The following is a 23482-nucleotide window of genomic DNA, read 5'->3' as shown; positions in this document are numbered from 1 at the left end:
GGGTCGGTCGCTCCAAGCAGCCCGTTGGAGCGACCAACCCTACGTTCGACGGGGCTGGCCAGGGGCTGGCCAGGGTTAGAGCTCGCGGTGGGTCCAGCGGCCGGCCAGGAGGGTGCCCGCCACCGGTATTCGGCGCAGCGCCTCCGACACGTCGGCGTCCGACCTCTTGGCGTCCGACCCGTCGGCATCCCGCCCCTCGCTGCCGGCGCCGATCTCGAACGGGTCCGTGTCGAGCACCACGAGGTCGGCCGGCGCCCCCGCCGTCGGGTACGGCCCCTCACGGTCCGTCGAGGCCTCCAGGGCCGTCCGCAACCCGATCCGCTGCTCCGGGTGCCAGGCCGAGCGCCCGTCGCGGGTGCGGCTCACCGCCGCGGCGATCGCCACCCACGGGTCGAGCACGGCGACGGGGGCGTCCGAGCCGAGGGCGAGCACGGCCCCGGCGTCGTCCAGGGAGCCGTAGGCGAAGGCTCGGCCGGTGCGGCCGGCCCAGTGCCGGTCGGCGACGTCGCGGTCGTCCATGGCGTGCTCGGGTTGCACGGAGGCGATCACGCCCAGCTCGGCGAAGCGGGCGAGGTCCGCGGCGTCGAGCAGCTGCGCATGCTCGACCGAGCCCTGGGCGCCCGTCGCGGCGAACGCGTCCAGTGCGAGGGCGTTGGCGTGGTCACCGATCGCGTGGACGGCACAACGCAGGCCGCCGTCGTGGGCGCGTTTCATCAGCGGGACCAGCTCGTCCGGCGGCACCGACAGGATCCCGTGCGCCTCGGGCCCCGTCAGACCGGGGTACGCGTCGTGGCAGTAGGCGGTGCGGGTGTTGAGCGACCCGTCGGTGACCACCTTGTACGGGCCCTGCTCCAGCAGGCCGCCCGTACCGGGCAGCACGTCGCCGGTACGCAGGCCTGCGGCGAGCACGTCGTCCAGCCACGGCGTCCAGACGCCGGCCCGCACCCGCAGCGCGTCGAACCCGCCGTCTAACCGGCGACGCCAGGCCGCGAGGTTGTCGGTGATCTCCAGGTCGACGACGCCGACCACGCCCCGCGCCGCGGCGGCAGCGGCGGCGTCGGCCACCCAGGTGTCGGCGAGGCGGTCGGCCACCCGGTCGACGACGGCGGCCAGCGGCAGCCACTCGCTCTCCCGCAGCACGCCCGTCGGATGCGAGCCGACGCCGACGAACCGTAGACCCGCGGTGCTGAGCCAGGCGCAGTGCAGGTCACCGGACACGAGCACGACCGGCACCTCGCCCGCGACGGCGTCGAGCAGCGCCGCCGTGGGGGCGTCGGGCCACAGCCCGTCCCGGAACCCGTAGCCGACCAGGGCGGTTCCCGGCTCCGGCGGGCCGTCGGCAAGGCGGTCGCGCACGAGCCGGACGGCCTCCGCGGCGGAGCGGGCGCCCGACAGGTCGAGCCGACGCCGCACGAGCGCCCACTGCGTGAGATGCACGTGCTGGTCCCAGAGGCCCGGCAGGACGGTGCGCCCGTCGAGGTCGACCCGCTCCACCGGCGCGGCACGCGGCCCGGGACCCGAGGCGTCGCCGAGGTCACCGTTCGCGAGCGTGCCCGACGGCGCGACCCCGCGCACCCGGCCGTCGCGCAGCAACAGGTCGACCGGTCCGGTGTGTCCGGCGAGACGCGCCCTGGTCAGCAGCAGCGGCTCGGCCGGGCCCGCGCCGCTCATGCCCCACCGCCGCTCGGGCCGGCGGTGCGCCGCCCGAGCTCCGCGCGCATCTCGGCCGCGAGCGCCGGCTGGGCGTAGTGCGGGTCGGTCTCCAGTGCGGCCGCCACACGTTCGGCGACGGCGCGGGGCTTGTCCTGGCTCAGCTTGGCCTTGCCCTGCCACCGGGTGACCCGCAACCGGAATCCTGCCGCACCCTTGGCGATGCGGCGCGCGTACTCCTCGACGTGCGGCAGGCGCACGGGGTCGGGCCGCACCGACTCGTAGTGGTCGACGGTGTCGGACAGGACCGCGTACGACTCCTCGGGCGGGAGGAGCTCCACCGCACAGTGCAGGTGGACGGCGACGTAGTTCCAGGTCGGCACGGCCGGTGCGAGGTCGTACCAGCCGGGCGACACGTAGCCGTGCGGACCCTGGACGATCAGCAGCGACTCGCGGCCGCTGTCCAGCCGGTGCAGCACCTCGTCGGGGCGGCCGACGTGGCTGAGCAGGGTCATCGGCTCTCCTGGCGGCGTCGGCTCCAGCAGGACCGGCAGGTGGGAGGCGACGGGCGCGCCGTCGTCGGCCACCGAGACGAGGGTGGCCCAGCCATGGTTGCGGACCAGGTCGCGCACGCGGGCCTCGTCCTCGATCTCGTAGTCACGGGTGTCGATCACGGTGCCATCGAACCACCGCGAGCCTGCGGCGTGGCACACCCGCGAGAACGGTGCGCGGGGTGAATTCGAGACCTGGACGTTATCCGCGCTCCATCTCTCCGTAAGGCGCTCGCCCTACCGTCGTCGGCGTGCCAGCCACCGGCGCGCCGACGGCGCCCTCGATCGCCCACACCTCACCGACCCGGAGGATCGGCGCCGTCGACGGGCTGCGCGGTCTCGCGCTGCTCCTCGTGGTCGCGTTCCACCTGTTCGGCCAGGGCCGCGTCTCGGGCGGGGTCGACGTGTTCCTCCTGCTCTCGGGGTACTTCGCCACAGGAACGCTGGTCCGCCGCGCCGAGGCGGGCACCCTGCACCTGTCGACGCACTACGCGCGCACGCTCGCCCGGCTGCTCCCGGCCGCGCTCGTGGTGCTGGCGGCCGTCACCGTCGCGCTGCTGACGCTCGCCCCACGGATGCACTGGTCGGCGGGCCTGCGCGAGGTCGGGGCGTCCGCGACCTTCTGGGAGAACTGGGAGCTGGTGCACGCCTCGCTCGCCTATGGGGCCGCCGGACCCGACACGAGCCCGCTGCAGCACTTCTGGTCGCTGTCGGTGCAGGGCCAGTTCTTCGCCGTCTGGCCGCTGGCGGTGCTGGGCCTCGTCGGGGCCGCACGGTGGCGCGGCGCCACCCGGTGGTGCGGGCGGCACGGCACCGCGCGCCCGCTCCGCCCCGCCGTCCTGGTCGCGCTGGTCACCGGCCTGGCCACGGCGGCATCCTTCGCGGCTGCGCTGTGGCTCGTCACCGTGGACCAGCCGGTCGCCTACTTCAGCACCTTCACCCGGTTCTGGGAGCTCGGGGCCGGTGCGCTGCTCGCTCTCGCTCTTCGCACCCGCGCGCTCGGGCCCGGCCCGTGGCGCGACACGCTCGGCTGGGCCGGGCTTGCCCTGGTGGTCGGGTCGGGGTTCCTGGTCGACGGCGCCCGTGTGTTCCCGGGGGCGTGGGCCCTCGTCCCGGTCGGCGGTGCCGCGCTCGTGCTCGTGGCGACGGCGCCGGCCGCGCAGGAGGTGCTCGGTGCGGGCCGGGGCGTCGAGCGGCTCCTGGACAGTGCTCCGCTGCGTCTCGGCGCGCGCATCTCCTACGCGCTGTACCTCTGGCACTGGCCGATCCTGATCTTCTGGCTCCTGACCACCGACACGCGGCGGGTGGACCCCGTGGCGGCCGCCGGGATCCTCACGGTCTCGACGATCCTTGCGTGGCTCACGACGCGGTACGTCGCCGAGCCCTTGCTCGACCGGGTCACCGACCACCTGGCGGCCCGGCGTGCCATGGCGGCCAGCACGACCCCGCTGAGCTGGGACGTCGCTCCCCGAGGCACCTCGACACCGCCGAGCAGGCGGACGCTCGCGGCACTGGCGGGCGCCGCGGTCCTGGTGCTCGGCGGCACCCAGGCCGCCGCGGCCGGGCACGACGCGAAGGTGCAGCACGACATCGCGGCCCTGCTCACTCCTTCGCCCGACCACCCGGGAGCTGCCGCGCTCGCACCCGACGCGCCGCTGACCGACCCGCGGCCCGCCGCACCGTTCCGGCCCGCGACCTGGGTCGCCTACGACGACCACCCGGAGAGCGCGGGCTGCGCGCAGGAGGGTGACCGGTCCGAGGTGCTGGAGTGCACGGTGGTGGCACCGGACGACCCCACGGCCGTGGTCTACCTCGCCGGTGCCTCGCACGAGCAGCAGTACGAGGAGGCATTCGTCGCGCTCGCCCGCGCACACGGCTGGGAGCTTCGGGAGATGCTCAAGCACGGCTGCCGTCTCGGGACCCCGGCCGACGGCAGCAGGGCGCGCCGGTCGGCGTGCGCCACGTGGAACGAGGGCGCGCTCGACACGCTGGTCGCGGCCCGCCCGGACGTCGTGGTCGTGGTGGGCACCCGGACCTACGAGGACGGCGCTCCGGAAGAGGTGCTGCCGGGCCAGGTCCGCGCGTGGCGCACGCTGGACGACGCCGGGATCAGCGTGGTCACCATCCGGGACAACCCACGCTTCGAGTGGTTCGTGCCGGAGTGCATGGTCGACGCCGTCTCGCCCGAGGCCTGCGGACGACCACGCGCGGAACAGCTCGCCGACGTCTCGCCCGTGACGACCGCGCCCGGCGTACCGGACTCCGCCGTCCACCTGGACCTCACGGACTCGATCTGCGGACCGGACCGGTGCGACGCGGTGGTCGGCAACGTGCTCGTCTACCGCGACGACGACCACCTGACCAACACGTACGTGCGCACCCTCGTCCCGGTCCTGGGCGAGCAGCTGCGCACCCGGGTCCCGTGGCTGTTGGACCCGGACCGGCCCGGCACCGGTCAGCACCGGACGAATGCACCGAGCGAGAGCAGGTAGCCTCACCCGCGATGAACGGCACGCGGCACGACCCCGGCCCGGATCAGCTCAAGGGCCTCCTCCTGGTGCTCGTGATCTTCGGGCACACGTTCTGGCAGGACGTCGGCGACTCATGGACCAAGTGGATGATCTACGGCTTCCACATGCCCATGTTCCTGTTCCTTTCCGGGTACATGATCTCGATGGCCCGGTTCGGCACCCGGCCATGGGGCGATCTGCTGCGCCACTACTGGAAGCGCATGCTCGCCGCCTGGCTGGTGGTCAGTGTGCTCTGGCTGGCGCTGGAGGAACCGAACGCCTTCACCGGCGTGCAGTCGTTCGTCGCGGTGCTGCTGCTGCGGCCAGCGTTCCACCTCTGGTACGTGCCGATGCTGTTCCTGAGCGTGCTGCTGCTGCGCCTGCTCGGCCGACCGCTCAACGGCTCCGCCCGGGCGCGCTCGGCGCTCGGCGTGGCCGCCGTCGCCGGTGCGCTGCTGTTCCAGACGCCGCTGAAGGAGCTCCTCCCCCCGGTCGTCCTGGACAACGTCGACGCCCGGTACGCCGGGTACTTCGTCTGGGTCCTGCTCGGTGTGGCGCTCCGCAACGGGTGGCTCCCCCGCATCGGCCTGTGGTGGCTCGCACCGCTCGTCGTCGGCGGCCTCGCCGCGCGCAGCTGGGTCTACGTGTCCGACGCCGCAGGGCCCTGGTGGAGCGTCGTCGCGTTCACCGTGCTGTCCCTCGGCGCGTCCCTGTGCGTACCTGCGCTCCGCGACGCCCTGCGTTCACGCCTGCCGATCGTCGGGGAGGCGTTGGGTGTCGTGGGCAAGCACTCGCTGTACGTCTACCTGCTGCACCCGTTCGTCACGGGGGCGCTGCAGACCCCGGAGGCCGGCTGGTTGCGCTCGCTGGTGCTCGGCGCGGCCGTCACGGTAGCGGTCCTCGTGGCGAGCTGCGTCGTGGCAGGGCTCGTGGAACGGCTGGGCGTGAGGCCCCGTCAGCACCTGCGAGCGCGCGGCCGCGACCACCTCGCCGTCACATCCCCCGCGGAAGAACCTGCCGCAAGCGGTCCGTGACCTGGTGCATGTAGGTGCGGGTCACGTGGTTCGGGTCGCGGTAGACGAGCACGTTGCCGATGACCGCGGGGCAGGACCTCGCGTCGCAGAAGTAGTCGAAGAACTCCACCTCCTTGACACGGGGCGCCTCCTCCAGCGCTCCCGGTACCGTGTCACGGCCCTTCAACGCGTCCTCCCTCGGCTGGTCGCACTGCGTGGGGTCCTCGTAGTTCTCGGTGACGCACTCGATCACGTCCTCCCGCGCGTGTGGCGTGTCCCGCAGCACGAGCACCTCTGATCCCCGGTCGGCGAGCTCGTTCCAGACCTCGGCCAGGCCGGACGCACCGGGGTGCTCCTCCGAGCCGCGCGCGGCGAGCGAGTACGACTCCTGGAAGCTGGTGACGACCACCTCCGGCGCGAGCTCACGCAGCTCCGCTCGGGTCTGCTCGTTGGCCGCGGAGCAGGCCTCCACCTCCGGCCCGCTGCCGACGCGCGGGCCGGCGCTGTACGGGCACGCGGAGTGCAGGTACGTGACCACACGCCAGCCGCGCTCCGTGGCGACCTCGGTGACGGGCTCGGCGAACATCGCCGCGTGCGAGTCCCCGACGACGGCGACGGTGGCCTTCGGGTCGTCGGTGACGCCGAACTCGCACATGCTCGTGACCGTCGCTCGCTGCGCCGCCTGGCAGGCCTTGACCGCGGGGTGCTTGTCCTCTGCGGCCTTGACCGGGTTGGGCGAGATGGTGGTGTTCCCGTCGACGAACGGGGCGAAGCCCTCCTCGATCCCCTCCGGGATGGTCTCGTCCGCCTCGCCGGCTGCCACCTGCGCGTTGCTGTCCCAGCGCTCGACGGTGGCCTGCACGCGCAGCGGCAGCGTCAGGGTGAGCCCGGCGACCAGCACCATCGCGAGCAGTGCCGCCACGAGCATGCGGCCGTCGGCCCTGAACCGGCTCGCCGTGCGGATCGGCTGCTCGACGAGGGTGTAGCTCGCGATCGCCAGGGCGAACGAGGTGACGAGGATCAGCAGGACATCGGTGGGCCTCGGTTCACGGCCCGTGGAGAGGCCGAAGAACACGATGACCGGGAAGTGCCACAGGTAGAGCGAGTACGAGATGTCACCGATGCGCTGCACGGCCCACGACTCGGCGACGACGCGCAACGAACCAGGGCCTGAGGTGCGACCGGCCAGGATCACCGCGCACGCGCCCAGCGTCGGTGCGAGGGCAGCCACACCGGGGAACGGGGTCCCGTCGTCGAACAGGCAGGCCGCAGCGACGATCGTGGCCACGCCGAACACGGCCAGCGTGTTGCGCAGCGGCGCGAACCGCTGGGTGTCGCGGATCAGCAGCGCCAGGATGCCGCCGGCCGCCAGTTCCCAGACCCGGGTCAGCGTGGAGTAGTACGCCACCGGGTCGCTGCCCATCGACTGCTTGATACCCCAGGCGAGCGAGGCGACGGCGACCACGCCGAAGACCACCAGCAGGATGCGGCGCAGTGCCGCCGGGTTCGCCGTCGCGACGCCGCGCCGCGCACCGCCCCACAGGCCGACCGCGAGCAGCACGAGCAGGGGCCAGCCGAGGTAGAACTGCTCCTCGACGCCCAGCGACCAGAAGTGCTGGAAGGCCGTCGGGTCGTTGGTCGCCGCCTGGTAGTCGACGGCCTCCCCTGCGAGTGCCCAGTTCTCCACGTAGAGGACGGAGGCAAGGGCCTGCCGCCACCACGACTCCACCAGCGACGGCGGGAGCAGCACGAGCGCGAGCACGATCACGCCCACGGTGGTGACGAGGGAAGCGGGCAGGATGCGTCGGGCTCGGGCGGCCCAGAACCGCTTCAGGCTCACCCGTCCGGTGGTAGACACCTCGCGCCACAGGTGTCCCGTGATGAGGAACCCGGAGATGACGAAGAAGACGTCGACGCCGATGTAGCCGCCCGGCAGGACGGCCGGGTCGATGTGATAGGCGAGCACCAGCAGCACCGCGAGGGCTCGCAGGGCCTGGACCTCTGGGCGGAACCTCCGTGGGCGGCCCGCGGGCTCGGCGTCCCGGCTCGGCGTGGCGGCGGGCGTGGTCGTCGTTGCCGTCATGTCGTGTTGTCGCGCTCTTCGTCTCGGGGAAGCAGAAGGGACCACTGTGCCACAAAGGGTGAATTTTCCGGGTGAAATCGCGCCGGAAGCGGGTGAAGAATTCGGGTTTTCCTTCCGTTTCGGCTGTGGAGGACCAGTGGGCAATTTCTGCCAGGACGCGTAGGTTGCGGTACGGGCCCCACCCGGGGGCCCGTCTTCATCCAGGAGAGTGATCCATGCGCATCTCCCACTCCCGGCGAGCACTCGCCGTCGCTACCGCGACGACCCTCGCGCTCACCGCGCTCGGCACCGGCGCCGGGTACGCGGCGGACGAGCCGGAGTCAACGCCCGTCCCGATCGTCACACCCGACGGGGCCCTGTTCTCCTACGTCGTCAACACGGAGGACACCAGGAGCCGTGACGCCACCCTCGCCATCAAGGCGATCCAGCGGGCCGACGGCGTCGTCGTACAGGCTTGGCCGCAGATCGGCGTGATCGTGGCGCACTCGGCCAACGGGTCCTTCCGCGAGGACGTGCTCGCGGCCGACCGGGTCGGCGTCGTCGAGTCCGTCGGCGCCACCCGCACCGTCAGCCCCACGGAGGGCACGCCTGGCGCCGACACTGCCGTCGGCGCCAAGAAGAGCAAGACCGTGGTCGGCCAGGCCAAGAAGGACACCACCGGCTGGACCGTCGACGAGCCGGCCGGCACGACCGCCGTCCCTGACCCGGGCGAGGCGACGCAGTGGGACATGGAGATGATCAAGGCCGACCAGTCCCTGGCGATCAACCCCGGCTCGTCCGACGTCGTCGTCGGTGTGCTGGACTCCGGGATCGACGCGTCGCACCCGGACCTCGCGACCCAGGTCGACGCCGACTCGTCGGTCAACTGCACCGACGGCGGCAGGCCGGACATGTCCTCGACTGGTTGGCTGCCCACCACGTCCGACCACGGCACGCACGTAGCGGGCACCATCGCCGCCGCGCAGAACGGCGTCGGCATCGTCGGCGTCGCGCCGGGCGTCAAGATGGCCTCGGTCAAGGTTGTGAACGACGACGGGTACATCTACCCCGAGTACGCGATCTGTGGCTTCGTCTGGGCGGGCATGAACCGCATGGACGTCACGAACAACTCGTACTACATCGACCCGTTCATGTACTGGTGCGAGGACCAGCCGGACCAGCAGGCCGCGAAGGAGGCCGTGCGCCGCGCGGTGGACTTCTCGACCAAGCGCGGTGTGGTGCACGCCGCCGCGGCCGGCAACGCCGCCACCGACCTGGCCAACAACACCACCGATACGTCGAGCCCGAACGACTCGACCGCCGTGGACCGGGTGATCAACTCCGGCTGCGAGGACATCCCCGCGGAGCTGGACGGCGTGGTGACGGTCTCGTCGCTGACCGAGTCCACCGACCTCAGCTCGTTCTCGAACCGTGGCCTCGGCAAGATCGACGTCTCCGCCCCGGGCAGCGCGATCCTGTCCACGGAGCTCGACGGCACCTGGGACCTCAAGAGCGGCACGTCGATGGCGTCGCCGCACGTCGCAGGCGTGCTGGCGCTCATGAAGTCGGCGCACCCGCGCTGGAGCCCGGCACAGCTGGAGGCGGCCGTCCGGACGCAGGCCGACGACCACGAGTGCACCACGACGACGCGCGGGCCCGCCTGCGTGGGCGGGCTCGAGGAGAACAGCTTCTACGGTGACGGCATCGCCGACGCCCTGGACGCGGTGACCCACTGACGATCCCGTCAAGCTAGTCATCGGGCGAGGTGGTCACGCGGCATGCTCCGGGTGACCACCTCGCTGCACGGCTATGTCGCCGGATGACCACCTCGGTGGTCAGAAGCGCGTCTGGATCGCCGGGCCGCGCATCGGGTCGACGAAGAGCCAGCTCGCCTTCACCTGGAGGGCGCGGCGCAGGGGCCGCTCAAGGGTCGCCGCGTAGGTCGCGGTCATGTGGTTGTCGTCGCGGTAGGTCAGCACGTTACCGACGACGCCGGCGCAGAGCTGCTCCCCGCAGATGTACCGGGAGAGGTCGATGTGCACCGCTGACTCCGGCACCCCCGGGGCATCCTCGACCGGGTTGACGGGCGAGTACACCTCCGCGCGGGCACGCGTGCAGCCGACGCCGTCCGGGTGCTGCTCGACGCAGGACGGCACCTGGAACGCGAACCGCGGGTTGTCCCGGAGCGTGATCACCCGGATGCCCGCGCCGGCAAGCTGCCGCCAGGCACGCGACTCGGCGGGGATCACCCGGTCGCCGGCGGCGGTGGGCGAGGTGCGGCTGCCGACGACCATCACCGCGTCGGGCCGCATCTGCTCGAGCAGCTCCAGCGCGTTGACGCGCCACGACCAGCACTGGTCGAGACCGGTTGTGGTTCCGACCGGGGCCGCGAGCCGGCAACCACGCCGCGCCAGCAGCAGCACCTGCCAGTTCTCCTCGTGGCCGATCTCCCTCATCGCAGGGGTCCACTGGACGATGTGCGAGTCGCCCACCATGACGACCACGTGGTCGGCGTCCGGGTGGTCGGTCAGCGTGCACAGCAGCGGGGTGTCCGAGCCCGGCGCGTCGACGTTGCCCTGGATGCATCCGTCGTCGTCGACGGCCGGCAGGTCCAGCGCCGCCACCGCCGGTGCCGGCTGGACGTCGAGGTCGTCGGGGACCGGCATCTGGTGCGATGGGCTCAGGGCGAGCGCCCCCGGGTACTGGTCCGGCCCGGTGTCGGCCGTGACGGCCGCGGCCGCCGCGAGCAGCTGGGCGTCCCGCCGGTCGAGCAGCGTCAGCCCGCCCAGGGCTGCCCCCGCGACGAGCGCGACGCTGACGGCAGCGGCGGTGAGCGCACGGCCGCTGCCGAACGCCTCGCGGAACCGTTGCGCCGGGTCCGCCACGAGCTTCATCGTGAGCCACGACAGCACGACCGACGTCGACATGATCGCCGCGGCACCGAGCCAGTCCACCCGAGGTAGCCCTGTGTAGTGCAGGTAGGCGATCAGGAGGGGCCAGTGCCACAGGTACAGCGCGTACGAGATGTCGGCAACGAAGCGCAGCGGCGCCACCTGCAACAGACCCCGAGGCCCCCAGGCGGGCCCGCCGGATCCCAGGAGCACGAGCAGCGCGCCCGTCACCGGCCACCAGGCCCACTCGCCCGGGAACAGGGCACCACCGTCGAGCACGAAGCCGCTGGAGACGACCAGCCCGAGCCCGACCCAGCCGAGCACCGGCCGCAGGACTCCCGGGACCCGCAGCCACGGCAGGATCAGGGCGAGCAGGCCACCGACCCCGAGCTCCCAGAACCGGGCCCAGGAGTGGAAGTAGGCGACCGACTGGTCCAGCGCGTGCAGGTTCTGGGCGAAGAGGAACGACGCCACCACCAGGCCGACGACCACGACGAGGAGCAGCTGGCGGGCGCTGACCCACAGCAGCCGCGCCAGCGCGACCACGATCAGCACGACGACCGGCCAGGCCAGGAAGAACTGTCCCTGCACGGACATCGACCAGAAGTGCTGGAGTGCGCTGGTCTCCGGGCCGGCCGCGCCGTAGGCGAGCTGCCCCGAGATCATCTCCCAGTTCACGTAGTACAGGGCCGAGGCGAGGATCTCGCGCCCGGTCTGCGCCCAGACGCCCTGCGGCATGACCCACCAGGCCAGGCCGGCGGTCGCGACGAGCACGACGAGCGCCGGCGGGACGAGCCGGGAGAACGTCCGCCCGTAGTGCTCGCCGAGGCGCAGCTCGCGGCGCTCGGCGCGGCGCAGCAACGACCCCGTCGCCAGGAATCCCGACACGACGAGGAAGACGTCGACGCCGCCGGACACCCGGCCGTCGCCGAACAGGTGGAACGCGACGACGAGGGCCAGCGCCAGACCGCGCAGGCCGTGCAGCTCGGGGATGTGCGTCGGTCGCCGACGCGCACCGGGCCGGTCAGCGGCCACCGGGAGGGCCGGGGCGGCGGGGGCCCCGCCCGCTGTCCGGTCAACACCCGTCGACCCACCTGAGGCGGGCGGCGGGCTGGAGACAACGGTCACCTGTGGTCCTTCGGAGTCGGTCTGTGCACCGTGGTCACACATCACGTGGACAGACGTCCTCGGCAAAGACCACCTCAGCACAGCGTAGGGCCGCTGACTCAGGTCAGCGGCCCCACGGAGGTGCGGAACGCGTCAGGATTGGGTAACGGCGCCCGTCACGGTCGCTGCTTCCGCGGCCCGGTTGCTCAGTACTGGTGCGCCGCGCCGCCGATCATCCCGGCGGCGACGGTCTTGTTGGTCGCCTCGTCGACGAGGATGAACGCGCCCGTCTGGCGGTTGGCTTGGTAGGAGTCCACGAAGAGCGGCTTGGTCACGCGCATCTTGATGCGCGCGATCTCGTTCAGCTTGATCTCGGTGGCTTCCTCGTCGCGGTGCAGCGTGTTCACGTCGACGCGGTAGTTGATGGTCTTCACCATCGCACGTGCCCATCGGGTGGTGTGCTTGATCGCGTACTTCTTGCCCTGCACCAGCGACGCCGACTCGTCCATCCAGCAGATCTGGGCGTCGACGTCCTGCGTGACCGTCGGGGCGTTGTTCGGGCGGCAGATCATGTCGCCACGCGAGATGTCGATCTCGTCCGCCAGGCGGACCGTCACCGACATGGGCGGGTACGCCTCGTCGACCGGGCCGTCGGCCGTGTCGATGGCCTCGATCGTCGTCTCCAGGCCGGCCGGGAGGGCCAGCACCCGGTCGCCGGGCTTCATGACGCCGGACGCGACGGTGCCCGCGTAGCCGCGGTAGTCGCGCGCGTCGTTCTGCTGCGGCCGGATGACGTACTGCACCGGGAATCGCACGTCGACCAGGTTGCGGTCGGAGGCGACGTGCAGACGCTCGAGGTGGCTGAGCAGCGGCGACCCGTCGAACCACTGCATGTTCTCGGACCGCGTCACCACGTTGTCGCCCGCCAGGGCGGACACCGGGATGAACGTCAGGTCGGGAACGCGCAGGCGAGAGGCGAACTCGGTGAACTCGGTGCGGATCTGCTCGAAGACCTGCTCGTCGTAGTCCACCAGGTCCATCTTGTTCACGCAGACCACCACGTGCGGCACGCCCAGCAGGGTGGCCAGGAACGTGTGCCGGCGTGACTGCTCGACGACGCCCTTGCGCGCGTCCACGAGGATCAGGGCGACGTCCGCCGTCGAGGCGCCCGTGACCATGTTCCGCGTGTACTGGGTGTGGCCCGGAGTGTCCGCGATGATGAACTTGCGCTTGGGCGTCGCGAAGTAGCGGTACGCCACGTCGATGGTGATGCCCTGCTCACGCTCGGCACGCAGGCCGTCGGTCAGCAGCGACAGGTCGGCGTAGTCGTTTCCCCGGTCCTTGCTGACCTGTTCGACCGACTCGAGCTGGTCGGCGAAGATCGACTTGCTGTCGAACAGCAGGCGGCCGATCAGCGTCGACTTGCCGTCGTCGACCGAGCCCGCCGTCGCGAACCGCAGCAGGTCGCCGCTGACGACCTCGCTGAGGGTCTCGGAGGTGCCCGCGTCCTCGGGCAGGGTCGTCGTCATCAGAAGTAGCCTTCCTTCTTGCGGTCCTCCATGGCGGCCTCGCTGACCTTGTCGTCGCCACGCGTGGCGCCGCGCTCGGTGAGACGCACCGCCGCGACCTCCTCGACGACACCGTGGAGCGTGGTCGCCGCGGACTCGACACATGCGGTGAGGTTCGCGTCGCCGACCGTGCGGTAGCGCGTGGACCTGACCTGGGCGGTCTCGCCCTCCTTGAGCGGGGTGAAGCCGTTGACCTCGAAGAGCATGCCGCCGCGCTCGACGACCTCGCGCTCCTTGGCGAGGTAGAGGTCCGGCAGGTCGATCTCCTCGGCCTCGATGTAGGCCCAGATGTCCAGCTCGGTCCAGTTGGACAGCGGGAACACACGGATGGACTCGCCCTGGTGGACGCGGCCGTTGTACAGGCTCCAGATCTCCGGGCGCTGGTTCTTCGGGTCCCACTGGCCGAAGTCGTCGCGGAAGGAGAACACGCGCTCCTTGGCGCGGGCCTTCTCCTCGTCCCGGCGTCCCCCGCCGAACAGGGCGTCGAAGCCGTGCTTCTCCACGGCCTCCAGCAGCACCGGCGTCTGGATCCGGTTGCGGGAACCGTTGGGCTCCTCCTGGACCAGACCGCGGTCGATGCCCTCCTGCACGGAGGCGGTGACCAGCTGCACCCCCGTGCGCTCCACCCACCGGTCACGGCAGTCGAGCACGGTCTGGAAGTTCAGCCCGGTGTCGACGTGCATGATCGGGAACGGGACCCGCGCCGGCGCGAACGCCTTGACGGCGAGGTGCAGCATGACGATGGAATCCTTGCCGCCGGAGAACAGCAGGCACGGCCGTTCCATCTCGGCGACCACCTCACGCATGATGTGGATGCTCTCGGCCTCCAGGCTGCGCAGCTGGCTCAGGACGTGACTCTTCACTCCTTAAGCACCTTCCTTGCTATCTGCCCCGACCACGGACACGACACCAACGGTGTCGAGCAGCTCGCGCAAGCGCTGAGCCAGTGCCGGGGGGCATACGAACAGGTCGGGGAGCCAGGGGCTCTCCCGGTTGTACTCGAGCTCGGATCCGTCGAGACGAGTGCACACGAGTCCCCTGGACCAGGCGACGGCCACCGGGGCGGCAGAGTCCCACTCGTACTGCCCACCGCCGTGGACATAAGCATCAACCGTACCGTCGGCGACGGCCATCATCTTGACGCCCGCAGAACCCATGGGGACCAGCTCGACATCGTCCCGCTCGGCCAAGGCTGACACGAATGCGGGCGGACGGCTGCGGCTGGCCGCGATCCGCAGGGGACGGCTCCCGGACAGCACGGCCACACCGGCCTCGCCGTCCGGCACGACGCCGTCGCGGGTGGCCAGCACCTCCCCGCGCGCCGGCAGCGCGACCGCGCCGACGGTCAGTCCGGCGCCACGCTCCCAGAGCGCGATGTGCACGGCGAAGTCGTCGCGCCACTGCCCGGCCAGGGACCCGTCGGCGTGCCGCTCCGCGAACTCGCGGGTGCCGTCGAGCGGGTCGATGATCCACACCCGGTCCGCACCGAGGCGGGCCGGGTCGTCCTTTGCCTCTTCCGAGAGGATGACATCGGCGGGCCGAGCGGCGGCCAGCGCAGCCGCGAGCCAGGCCTGAGCCGCGGCATCGCCGGCATCCTTGAGCTCCTTGGCCACGAAGGAGCCGCCGGAGGCGTCCACCTCGGCGCGGAGCGCGAGGAGCACCTCCGCGGCTCCGGAGGCCAGTGCGCTCGCGAGCGTGCCGTCGTCGAGCGACGCCGAGGGAAGCATGGGGGACGGCGCGTTCATCGATCTCCAGGTCTGTGGAATCTTCGGGTGGTCCACCGTGAGCGACGCCTGCCCAGGACGAGCGTCCGGGCGGTAGCCGGGTGGACTCCGGCGAACGCGCCGAGGCTACCATTCGTGCATGCGATCCATTGTCAGGGGGCCAGTTCCATGCTGATCGACAACCCGGGAACACGCATGCCCTTTAAGCCGACCAAGTTTATCGGATTTAAGAGGGGCGTGGCTCCGAGCCTGGGGAGAGCGCGCCAGTGAGCATCGACCCGGCACTGATCGTCGGCGGGCTGCTGGTCGGGTTCATCGTGGGGCTCACCGGCATGGGCGGCGGCGCGCTGATGACACCCATGCTGATCTTCGTCTTCCGCGTGGACCCGCTCGTCGCTGTCTCCAGCGACGTGGTCGCCAGCCTGTTCATGAAGCCGGCGGGCGCGTTCGTGCACCTCCGCCGCAAGACGGTCAACCTCAAGCTCGTCCTCTGGCTGTGCGTCGGATCGGTCCCCGCCGCCTTCTCCGGCGCCCTCCTGATCAAGGTGCTGCCGTTCGGCGAGTCCCTCGACGCTGCCCTCCTGCGCGTGCTCGGCGTCGCCCTGCTCATCGCGTCCGGCGGCCTCGTGGTCCGCGCGGTCCTGCAGATGGTGCGCAGCCGGTCGGCGTTCGGGGAGGGCCCCGCCCGCCCGTCCGCCCCACGGGAGCTCGTGGTGCGCCCCCTCCCCACCGCGCTCCTCGGCGCCCTGGCCGGGCTCCTGGTCGGCATGACGTCGGTCGGCGCGGGCTCGATCGTCATCGTCGTGCTCCTCCTGCTCTACCCGGCCCTGAAGGCGTCCCAGCTGGTCGGGACGGACCTGGTCCAAGCGGTGCCGCTGGTCGCGGCGGCGTCGCTGGGGCACGTCCTGTACGGCGATTTCTCGCTCGGTCTGACGACCTCCCTGCTCATCGGGGCCATCCCCGGCGCATGGTTCGGCGCGCACGTGTCCTCGCGCGCTCCGGGCGGAATCATCCGCCGCGCCTTGGCGATCCTCCTGCTGGCCTCGGCGCTCAAGCTGCTCGGCGCGAGCATCCCCGTGGTCCTTGGCGCCGCCGCTGCCGCGCTCGTCCTGGGCAACCTGACCTGGTTCCTGGTCAAGCGGCGCTTCGCCGCCGGCTCGGCCGCATCCGTAGCAGACTCGGTCCCGGACGAGACCACCGAGGGCCCAGCAGACGACTCGGCCACAGACCCAGCAGAAACGAGCCCCCGCAGATGACCGACTCCCCCACCCGCGTCCTGTCCGACGACGAGCTGGACCTGCTCGAGCTGGCCCTCGGCGGCGCCGTCCCACCGACGGCCCTCACAGCGGCTCTGGGCGTCCCGTCCGACGTCGTCCTGACCGACGCGGAGAACACCCCGCTGGCCCGCCTGACGGCGCGACCCGGCGCTCTGCCCGACGCGCTCGAGCCGCTCAAGCCCGTGGCCGCGGCGATCGGCCCGCAGTGGGACCCCGCGGTCCGGCGGCCGGCCCGCGACGTGCGGGCGGAGCTGGAGACCGGAACGGGGGACGACGCCGAGAACAGCCTCGGCCTGTTCGTCACCGAGGTCCCGACCCGTGAGGAGTCCGACACCGCCGTAGCCCTCGTCACCGGCGGAGACACACCGCGCACCGCCGGCACGAGCACCAGCACGGTGCTGCTGCTCGTGCCGGTCGCGCGGCGTTCCCCGCAAGCTGGCGCCGTCGGCGCTCCCGGGCTGGTCCGTGCGACCTCGGGCCTGGCCGCCACGCTGGCCGAGCGCACCGGCGCGCGGGTGCGGACCGTCGTCGTGCCGTGGTCCGGGCTGGGCGGGACCGCCCTGGCGGACCTGGGGGCCGCCTACGGCGTCGCGCGCGTCGAGACGCTCGCGACGCGCCGCTCGCCCGCGACCGCCGACGGCGTGGCAGCTCTGACCCGCGTGCAGGACGACGCGGTGCGGGCGCTGTACCCGCCTGCCTCGGCCGCAGAGGTGGTCCGCGCGACGAAGGGTGCCCACCGCAGGGGCGCCGTCGTGTTCTTCACCGGCCTGTCCGGCTCGGGCAAGTCGACGGTGGCGCGCGCACTGGCCGCCGAGCTGGACGACGACGGCCTCGGGACGACCCTGCTCGATGGTGACGAGGTGCGGCACCACCTGTCGAAGGGCCTCGGGTTCGACCGGGAGTCGCGCGAGACCAACGTGGAGCGCATCGGCTACGTGGCGGCACTCGTGGCCAAGCACGGTGGTATCGCCGTCGCCGCGCCGATCGCGCCGTTCGCGGCCGGCCGGGCACGGGTGCGAGCCCTGGTGGAGGAAGCAGGAGCCCACTTCGTCCTCGTGCACGTCAGCACACCGCTGGCGGTCTGCGAGGCCCGCGACCGCAAGGGGTTCTACGCCAAGGCGCGGGCCGGCGAGATCGCGGAGTTCACGGGCATCTCCTCGCCCTACGAGGAACCCGACGACGCCGACCTGGTCATCGACACCACCGATGTCCCCGTGGCCGACGCCGTCGAGGCGGTCCGCCGCCATCTCATGGCTCTGCTCGCCGACCCGCCGAGGTAGTCACGTGGAGCGGCGGACGTGCGGCGAGGCGGTCACTCGGATCGGACTGAGCGACCACCTCGCCGGCCGACCACCTCGGCAGGCGGTGCCCACCTAGGCGTCGGCCTTCTCCTGCTCCGCCGCCTCGGCTTTCTTCTTCGCGGCCTCCTCCGCGGCCCGCTTGCGCTGGAGCGCCCTGCGCCGGGCCGGGCCCATGCCGGGACGCTGCGCCCGTACGAACTTCTTGTACGCGTCGGCGACCTCGTGCACGGGTCCGTCCATGACCAGCTGGCCCTGGTGCATCCACAGCACGCGGGTACACATGGCTTCGATCGTCGAGATCGAGTGGCTCACGAGGAACACGGTGCCTGCATTCGAGCGGACGTCCTCGATGCGCGACTTGCTGCGCTCCTTGAACGCCGCGTCGCCGGTGGCGAGAGCCTCGTCGATCATCAGGATGTCCGGGGACGCCGCCGACGAGATGGCGAACCGCAGACGGGCGCCCATGCCGGACGAGTACGTCTTCATCGGCAGGTAGACGAAGTCGCCGATCCCGGCGAAGTCCACCACCTCGTCGAACTTCTCGTCGACCTGCTTGGGCGTGAGCCCGAGCGCCAGGCCGCCGATCATGATGTTGCGCTCGCCCGTGAGCTGCGGCATGAGCGCGGCGTTGACGCCGAGCAGCGACGGCTCGCCCGAGACGTGCACGCTGCCCGACTTCGGGGGCATCAGGCCGGCGATCGCGCGCAGCATGGTGCTCTTGCCGGAACCGTTGACGCCCACGATCCCGACGGACTCGCCGTGCCGCACGGTGAAGGAGACGCCTCGGACGGCGTGCACCTCGCTCACTGCGCCCACGTGCCGCCGCCCGGCCTGGAGCAACCGCTTGTGGAACGGCACCTTGACCTCGACCTCGCGGATCTCGGCGCCCTTCTTCTCGGCCTCCCGCTTGGCACGGCCACCGATCACCCGGTAGACGACGTGCAGATCGTCCACCACGAGGCAGGGGTCGCCCAGCTCGGTCTCGAGCGCCTCCTGCCCTTCGTCCTCCGGCTCGACCTCGAGGTCGAAGTCCATGTGCTCGTCGGCCTCAGTCACGTCCGTACCTCTCCTCGCCACGCCAGAAGACGATGAAACCGATCACGAAGAACAAGACGGCCCATGCGCCGCCGAGCACCCACATCAGGCCGCTGTGCGGGAACATGTCCTCCTCCTGCATCAGCACCGAGCGCACCAGGTACAGGTACACGGCGACGGGCTGGTACTCGAGGATGCCGCCGACGATCGCCTTCCCCGTCTCGGAGATCTGCAACCGGTCGACGAAGGTCAGCACCGGGAAGATCACGCCCGACGCGTACATCACCACACGCATGATGAAGGGCAGCACGTTCTCGATGTCCGGCGTGCTGGCCACGAACCGCGCCATGATGAACGCCAGGCCCGTGTTGAAGACCCACATCAGCGCGACGGCGGCGGGCAGCAGGAGCCACCACCACGTCACGTGGATCATCTCGTAGCCGGGCAGGAACCCGCTCAGCAGGGTGATGGCGCACATCACCACGATCGCAGGGATGAGCGTGGTGAGCAGCGACAGCACCGTGGACATCGGCAGGACGGCGCGCGGGAAGTGCAGGGAGCGCAGGAGCTGGGTCTTGCCGCTGATCGACTTGGCGCCGCCCGTCACGGAGGCCTCGACGAACCGGTACATGAAGACGCCGATCACGATGAACGCGATCGAGTTGTCCACACCGCGGCTGAGATTCAGCAGGATGCCGAAGATCAGCACGTAGACGGCCGCGTTGAGGATCGGGTTGAGCACCGCCCAGAGCTGGCCCAGGTAGTTGTTCTGGTTCCTGGCGTACGCGGTGGACGTGGCCAGGACCCGGATGAAGGCCCAGCGGCGTGTCAGGTCGCGGATGTACTCGCCCAGCGGGGGGCGCACGTTCAGCGGCCGGAGTCCATACTGCTTCGCGAGGGCCAGGCGCTCCTCTGACGTCGTTCTGGGGGCGAGCGGTGGCGGCGGTTTCTTGGCTCCGCCACCACCGGCGGCAGGCTTGGCCGGCGCTGCCGCGTCGGTAGTAGGTGTGCTCACGGTGCGTGAAATACCTGTCTGGTCGGGGGCACTGCCGGGGACAATCCGGCCGTTCGATCCTAGCGGGTCACATACCCTAGCAGTATGGTCGGGATTCGCCGTCCCGGCTCCGCAAGGCCACTGATGTGCATTACGCGAGGACCTCCACGTGAGAGACTGCACCGCGTGCAGCACCCCCGTCCAACTTCTCGCACCACAGACCCGCGCGCCGCGTCCCCGCGTGTCGCGGGTGCTCTGGTCGAGTCGCCGCTGCAGCTGCTCTGCACGGTCGAAGCGCACGCCGCCGGGTTCGGCGGTACCGCCACGCACGTCCACGTTCGCGACGACGTCCCCGCACTGGGCGACGCCCTGTCGGCCGTGCGTGAGCTCACGCTCCCCCACGGGCTGGACTTCGACCTGGCGGGCCGGCGCAGCGCACTCACCGCCCGCGAACCCGTGTGGCTCGTCGGCGACGCGTTCTCCGGCCTGTTCCAGGCCACCGTTCCCCTGCGCAGACCCGAACGCATAGTCCTGGTCGACGACGGTCTGGCCACGCTCGAGCTGTGCCGTCTCCTGGTGCGCCGCGATCCGCTGGTCCGCATCGGCCGGCCGGCGCCCGCGCCTCGCCGTCGGCTCGGCGCCGTCGCCGCCGGCCGCCTGCGTTCGCTGGCCGGCGACGGCCGCGTCACGATCTTCACCGCACTTCCCCTGACCCCCGACCTGGCCGACGGCCTGCGTACCCAGGGCTTCGACGTGCGGCACAACCAGTTCGGCTGGCTCGCCGCACAGCCCGCCGACGACTCGATGTCCGAGCCGACGATCGTCGTCGGCTCGGCGATGCCGGCCGACGGGTTCATCGATGCCCACCGGTACGTGGACTGGGTCCGGTCGCTGGCGAAGGAGGGGGCGCTGCGCTACCTCCCGCACCGCCGCCAGACCCCGGAGCTGCTCGCGGCCCTCGCCGAGATCGACGGCGTCACCGTCGACGTACCGGGCGCACCCGTCGAGATCCGGCTCCGTGGCCTGCGCTCCGGCCAGCGCGTACTGAGCCTGCCCTCGACGTCGACCATCCTGCTGACCACTATCATTTCACCGCTCGGTGTCCCCGTCACCGCGCTCGACGTACCCGCCGACTGGTGGACCGAGCGCGCTACGGCTGATCACCGTGCACACCTGACAAGCGTCGTCGCGCTCGCCCAGCAGGCAAGGGCCGCCGTCGACGACGCTTCGGAGACCGACTCCCCGGAGGCGAACGAATGACCATCCGCGTGCTCGCGGTCGCGGACAGCGACTCGTATCTCAAGTGGGCATGCGCGACGCTGGACAGGCTCGGCCCGGCCGAAGAGTCCGGGCTCGAGCGCTCGGCGGTGATCGTCAAGACGCCGATCGCACCGACCACCAGTCAGATCGCCGCCGCCGTCGCGGGGTCCTCCGTGGTCCGTCCCGCCGTGCTTCCCGTCCGGGACCTCGCCGCGCACATCCGATCCCACCGGCCCGACGTGGTGCTCATCGCCGCGACAGGCCCGGTCGCCGAGGTCGTGGCACGCGCCATCGTCGCCGCGACGGGCAAGCGCCGTCCCGCCCTCGTCACCGGCCTGCCCGGCATGGCGCTCCCCGCGACGCCCGAGGGCACGGGCTGGCGCCGCTGGTGCGACGCGTTCGTCGTGCACAGCCGGCTCGAGATCGGCGCCTACCGGGAAGCCTTCGCCGCTCATGGCGTAGCCCCGGAGGTACCGCTCGCGCACCTGCCGTTCCTCGAGCACATGTCGGCAAGCCTCGGCACCGAGCCCGTCAAGCGGGTCGTCTTCGCCGCGCAGGCCAAGGTGCCGGACAACCGGCCCGACCGGGTAGCCCTCCTGGACCGCCTCGCCCGGCTCGCCGACGACGAGTTCGAGGTCATCGTCAAGCTGCGTGCGCGCAAAGGTGAGCGCCAGACGCACAACGAGGCGTTCCCGTACGACGAGCTGTGGGACACCGAGCACGGTGGGCTCGGGCACCGCAGCGACGCGCTGCGGTTCGTCGACGGCCCGATGGCGGAGTGGTTGCAGCCGGGGACGGCGCTCATGACGGTCAGCTCGACCGCTGCGATGGAGTCGCTGGCGCTCGGGCTGTCCACCGTCATCATCGACGACTTCGGCGTGAGCGCTGAGCTGCTCAACGCGCCGTTCGCGGGCAGCGGCTGCGTGATGCCGGTGGCGGAGACCGCTGCCGCGTTGCGCGCAGGTGGTCCGGAGCCCGACCCTGCCTGGCTCGAGGACAACTACCTGCACGCCACCGAGTCAGAGCTGCCGTCGACCGTCCGGGACCTCGCGGCACGCCGCGAGGCGGGGACGCTGGCCACGCTGACCGAGGTCAAGCCGTGGCTCCGAGCACGCTACCTGCGCATGGCCCTGCAGATGTACCTGCCGAAGTTCGCCTACGACACGATCCGGCTGGCGACGCGCCCGGTGCGGCTGCTGTTCCTGGACAAGAAGGCCTGACGAGACATGTCAGCCCCGGCACGAGCCGTCAGACGGACAGGTCACCGGAGTGATCTGTCCGTCTGACAGCTTCGCTCGCGTCTGACAGCTCGGGACCTCAGAGCCCGTCGTCGACGCGGACCCGTTCGGTGAGGCCACGCAGGAACCCTGCTCCCCACGCCATGTGCATGGTCATGAGCGTGGCAGGTAGGGCGAGCGCCGACGGGAGGTCGAGCCGCGGGCGCCGCGTCGCCGCGTGCGCGGAGGCGGCGAGCACACCCAGCAGATAGGTGGCGGGCGGCGTGAGCCCGAGCAGCGTGACGGGCACCCAGCCGGCGACGAGGCCGACCACGGCGAGCAGCACGGAGACGCTGAGGATGACCACGGCGGTCGGCGGCGCGAGATAGCGGAGGTTCGCCGTTCCGGGGTTGCGGCGGACGACCTCACGGCGCCACATACCGGTACGCCAGAACTGGGTGGCGACGGCACCCAGTGTGCGGCGCGGCTTGTACTCGACCACGAGTGACGGATCGAACCACAGGAGGCTGCCGCTGTTCCTCAGCCGGAGGCAGAGCTCCCAGTCCTGTGCTCGCACGTACACCGGCGAGTAACCGCCCACGCGCTCCAGTGCCTCGCGACGGAACGTACCCAGGTAGACCGTCTCGGCCGGGCCCGCGCTGCCGCCCGTGTGGAAGGACGCCGAGCCGAGGCCTGCCGGGTGGCTCATGGCGCGCGCCACCGCCTTCTGGACGGGAACGTCCCCGACGGGCATCATGCGCCCGCCCACCCCGTCGGCGCCGGCGACCTGGAGTGCCTCGACGGCACGCCGCACGTACGTGGGCTCGGCCACGGTGTGCCCGTCCACGCGAACGAAGATCGAGTGCCCCTCGGGCATCCGCTCGAGGCCCGCGTTGAGGCCGAGCGGCTTGGAGCCGGTCGGGTTGTCCACCACCGTGACCCGGCCGGTCTCGGCGGCGAGCTTGTCCGCGATCTCGTGGGTCCGGTCACGCGAGGGCCCCACCGCGAGCACCATGTGCAGCGGGTGCGGGTAGTCCTGTTCCAGGATCGAGCGCACCATCGCCTCGAGGTACGGCTCCTCGTCACGTACGACGGCGACCACTGTCACCAACGGCATGCTGGCCGCCTCTACCCGCTCGGGCACGAGGCCCCCTCTCGTGGAGAAGATAGCTGGGCCGAACCGGCCCGGGTCGTGGTCCCCGAACCTACCGGCCCCGGGAACATCGGAGGCGGGCACCGCGTGCGGTGCCCGCCTCCGACGAATGAACAGTTCACGGGTTCGGATCCTGCTGGAGGTCCCGAACCTGCGTCGAGCGTTCGAC

At 71.5% G+C, this 23482-nt stretch carries 17 protein-coding genes; 7 read left to right on the top strand and 10 right to left on the bottom strand.

The window, feature by feature from the left end:
• Positions 1 to 75: 75 nt before the first annotated feature.
• Both ACFSL2_RS21700 and ACFSL2_RS21695 read right to left on the bottom strand, forming a co-directional pair.
• Positions 76 to 1671 carry an amidohydrolase gene (locus ACFSL2_RS21700; RefSeq protein WP_377199829.1) on the bottom strand — a complete coding sequence of 532 codons (1596 nt, stop codon included), beginning with the start codon at positions 1669 to 1671 and terminating at the stop codon, positions 76 to 78.
• Positions 1668 to 2324 carry an FMN-binding negative transcriptional regulator gene (locus ACFSL2_RS21695; RefSeq protein ID WP_377199828.1) on the bottom strand — a complete coding sequence of 219 codons (657 nt, stop codon included), beginning with the start codon at positions 2322 to 2324 and terminating at the stop codon, positions 1668 to 1670. Before ACFSL2_RS21695 ends, ACFSL2_RS21700 begins: the two co-directional genes overlap by 4 nt.
• A 128-nt stretch (positions 2325 to 2452) precedes the next feature.
• Between ACFSL2_RS21695 and ACFSL2_RS21690 the strand changes: the two genes are divergently transcribed.
• On the top strand, positions 2453 to 4693 hold the full coding sequence (locus ACFSL2_RS21690; RefSeq protein WP_377199827.1) for an acyltransferase family protein: 2241 nt from the start codon (positions 2453 to 2455) through the stop codon (positions 4691 to 4693).
• Positions 4694 to 4704: 11 nt separating this feature from the next.
• Entirely contained in the window at positions 4705 to 5745 is a 1041-nt protein-coding gene (locus ACFSL2_RS21685; RefSeq protein ID WP_377199826.1) for an acyltransferase family protein, read from the top strand.
• Here ACFSL2_RS21685 and ACFSL2_RS21680 read toward each other — a convergent pair.
• Positions 5705 to 7807 carry an acyltransferase family protein gene (locus ACFSL2_RS21680; RefSeq protein WP_377199825.1) on the bottom strand — a complete coding sequence of 701 codons (2103 nt, stop codon included), beginning with the start codon at positions 7805 to 7807 and terminating at the stop codon, positions 5705 to 5707. The genes ACFSL2_RS21685 and ACFSL2_RS21680 overlap by 41 nt on opposite strands.
• A 215-nt stretch (positions 7808 to 8022) precedes the next feature.
• On the opposite strand from ACFSL2_RS21680, the gene ACFSL2_RS21675 reads away from it, so the two are divergent.
• On the top strand, positions 8023 to 9522 hold the full coding sequence (locus ACFSL2_RS21675) for a S8 family peptidase (RefSeq protein WP_377199824.1): 1500 nt from the start codon (positions 8023 to 8025) through the stop codon (positions 9520 to 9522).
• Between the two features lie 99 nt (positions 9523 to 9621).
• Here the strand turns inward: ACFSL2_RS21675 and ACFSL2_RS21670 are convergent, their stop codons facing one another.
• The 4 genes from ACFSL2_RS21670 to ACFSL2_RS21655 form a co-directional block, all read right to left on the bottom strand.
• Positions 9622 to 11805, bottom strand: coding sequence for an acyltransferase family protein (locus ACFSL2_RS21670; protein ID WP_377199823.1), 2184 nt, complete (start codon positions 11803 to 11805; stop codon positions 9622 to 9624).
• 185 nt (positions 11806 to 11990) lie between these two features.
• Positions 11991 to 13313 carry a sulfate adenylyltransferase subunit CysN gene (gene cysN, locus ACFSL2_RS21665; RefSeq protein ID WP_377199822.1) on the bottom strand — a complete coding sequence of 441 codons (1323 nt, stop codon included), beginning with the start codon at positions 13311 to 13313 and terminating at the stop codon, positions 11991 to 11993.
• On the bottom strand, positions 13313 to 14215 hold the full coding sequence (cysD, locus tag ACFSL2_RS21660) for a sulfate adenylyltransferase subunit CysD (RefSeq protein ID WP_377199821.1): 903 nt from the start codon (positions 14213 to 14215) through the stop codon (positions 13313 to 13315). Before cysD ends, cysN begins: the two co-directional genes overlap by 1 nt.
• A 3-nt stretch (positions 14216 to 14218) precedes the next feature.
• A complete protein-coding gene (locus ACFSL2_RS21655; protein ID WP_377199820.1) occupies positions 14219 to 15097 on the bottom strand; it encodes a 3'(2'),5'-bisphosphate nucleotidase CysQ in 879 nt (292 codons plus the stop codon).
• A gap of 245 nt (positions 15098 to 15342) precedes the next feature.
• Here ACFSL2_RS21655 and ACFSL2_RS21650 point away from each other — a divergent pair, with 245 nt between their 5' ends.
• Positions 15343 to 16332 (top strand): sulfite exporter TauE/SafE family protein, encoded by a 990-nt coding sequence (locus tag ACFSL2_RS21650; protein WP_377199819.1) that lies wholly within the window; start codon positions 15343 to 15345, stop codon positions 16330 to 16332.
• Positions 16329 to 17633 (top strand): adenylyl-sulfate kinase, encoded by a 1305-nt coding sequence (cysC, locus tag ACFSL2_RS21645; RefSeq protein WP_377199818.1) that lies wholly within the window; start codon positions 16329 to 16331, stop codon positions 17631 to 17633. The genes ACFSL2_RS21650 and cysC overlap by 4 nt, the downstream gene beginning before the upstream one ends.
• Before the next feature lie 93 nt (positions 17634 to 17726).
• Here cysC and ACFSL2_RS21640 read toward each other — a convergent pair whose 3' ends face one another.
• Positions 17727 to 18710, bottom strand: coding sequence for an ABC transporter ATP-binding protein (locus ACFSL2_RS21640; protein ID WP_377199817.1), 984 nt, complete (start codon positions 18708 to 18710; stop codon positions 17727 to 17729).
• On the bottom strand, positions 18703 to 19704 hold the full coding sequence (locus tag ACFSL2_RS21635; RefSeq protein WP_377199816.1) for an ABC transporter permease: 1002 nt from the start codon (positions 19702 to 19704) through the stop codon (positions 18703 to 18705). Before ACFSL2_RS21635 ends, ACFSL2_RS21640 begins: the two co-directional genes overlap by 8 nt.
• A gap of 165 nt (positions 19705 to 19869) precedes the next feature.
• On the opposite strand from ACFSL2_RS21635, the gene ACFSL2_RS21630 reads away from it, so the two are divergent.
• On the top strand, positions 19870 to 20943 hold the full coding sequence (locus ACFSL2_RS21630; RefSeq protein WP_377199815.1) for a hypothetical protein: 1074 nt from the start codon (positions 19870 to 19872) through the stop codon (positions 20941 to 20943).
• Positions 20940 to 22163, top strand: a complete 1224-nt coding sequence (locus ACFSL2_RS21625; protein WP_377199814.1) for a DUF6716 putative glycosyltransferase — start codon at positions 20940 to 20942, stop codon at positions 22161 to 22163. Before ACFSL2_RS21630 ends, ACFSL2_RS21625 begins: the two co-directional genes overlap by 4 nt.
• Before the next feature lie 97 nt (positions 22164 to 22260).
• Here ACFSL2_RS21625 and ACFSL2_RS21620 read toward each other — a convergent pair whose 3' ends face one another.
• A complete protein-coding gene (locus ACFSL2_RS21620) occupies positions 22261 to 23277 on the bottom strand; it encodes a glycosyltransferase family 2 protein (RefSeq protein ID WP_377199813.1) in 1017 nt (338 codons plus the stop codon).
• Positions 23278 to 23482: the final 205 nt, after the last annotated feature.

Source organism: Promicromonospora aerolata, from assembly GCF_042682255.1.
Taxonomy (GTDB): Bacteria; Actinomycetota; Actinomycetes; order Actinomycetales; family Cellulomonadaceae; genus Promicromonospora; species Promicromonospora aerolata.
The sequence above is the reverse complement of the archived record's forward strand: the minus strand, read 5'-3'. Positions and strand labels throughout refer to the sequence as shown.

What these genes read in the sequence shown, in the direction of transcription:
- cysC (WP_377199818.1), top strand. Translation starts at nt 16,329, where the DNA reads ATGACCGACTCCCCCACCCGCGTCCTGTCCGACGACGAGCTGGACCTG.
- ACFSL2_RS21655 (WP_377199820.1), bottom strand. Translation starts at nt 15,097, where the DNA reads ATGAACGCGCCGTCCCCCATGCTTCCCTCGGCGTCGCTCGACGACGGC.
- cysN (WP_377199822.1), bottom strand. Translation starts at nt 13,313, where the DNA reads ATGACGACGACCCTGCCCGAGGACGCGGGCACCTCCGAGACCCTCAGC.
- ACFSL2_RS21625 (WP_377199814.1), top strand. Translation starts at nt 20,940, where the DNA reads ATGACCATCCGCGTGCTCGCGGTCGCGGACAGCGACTCGTATCTCAAG.
- ACFSL2_RS21620 (WP_377199813.1), bottom strand. Translation starts at nt 23,277, where the DNA reads ATGCCGTTGGTGACAGTGGTCGCCGTCGTACGTGACGAGGAGCCGTAC.
- ACFSL2_RS21680 (WP_377199825.1), bottom strand. Translation starts at nt 7,807, where the DNA reads ATGACGGCAACGACGACCACGCCCGCCGCCACGCCGAGCCGGGACGCC.
- ACFSL2_RS21700 (WP_377199829.1), bottom strand. Translation starts at nt 1,671, where the DNA reads ATGAGCGGCGCGGGCCCGGCCGAGCCGCTGCTGCTGACCAGGGCGCGT.
- ACFSL2_RS21685 (WP_377199826.1), top strand. Translation starts at nt 4,705, where the DNA reads ATGAACGGCACGCGGCACGACCCCGGCCCGGATCAGCTCAAGGGCCTC.
- ACFSL2_RS21675 (WP_377199824.1), top strand. Translation starts at nt 8,023, where the DNA reads ATGCGCATCTCCCACTCCCGGCGAGCACTCGCCGTCGCTACCGCGACG.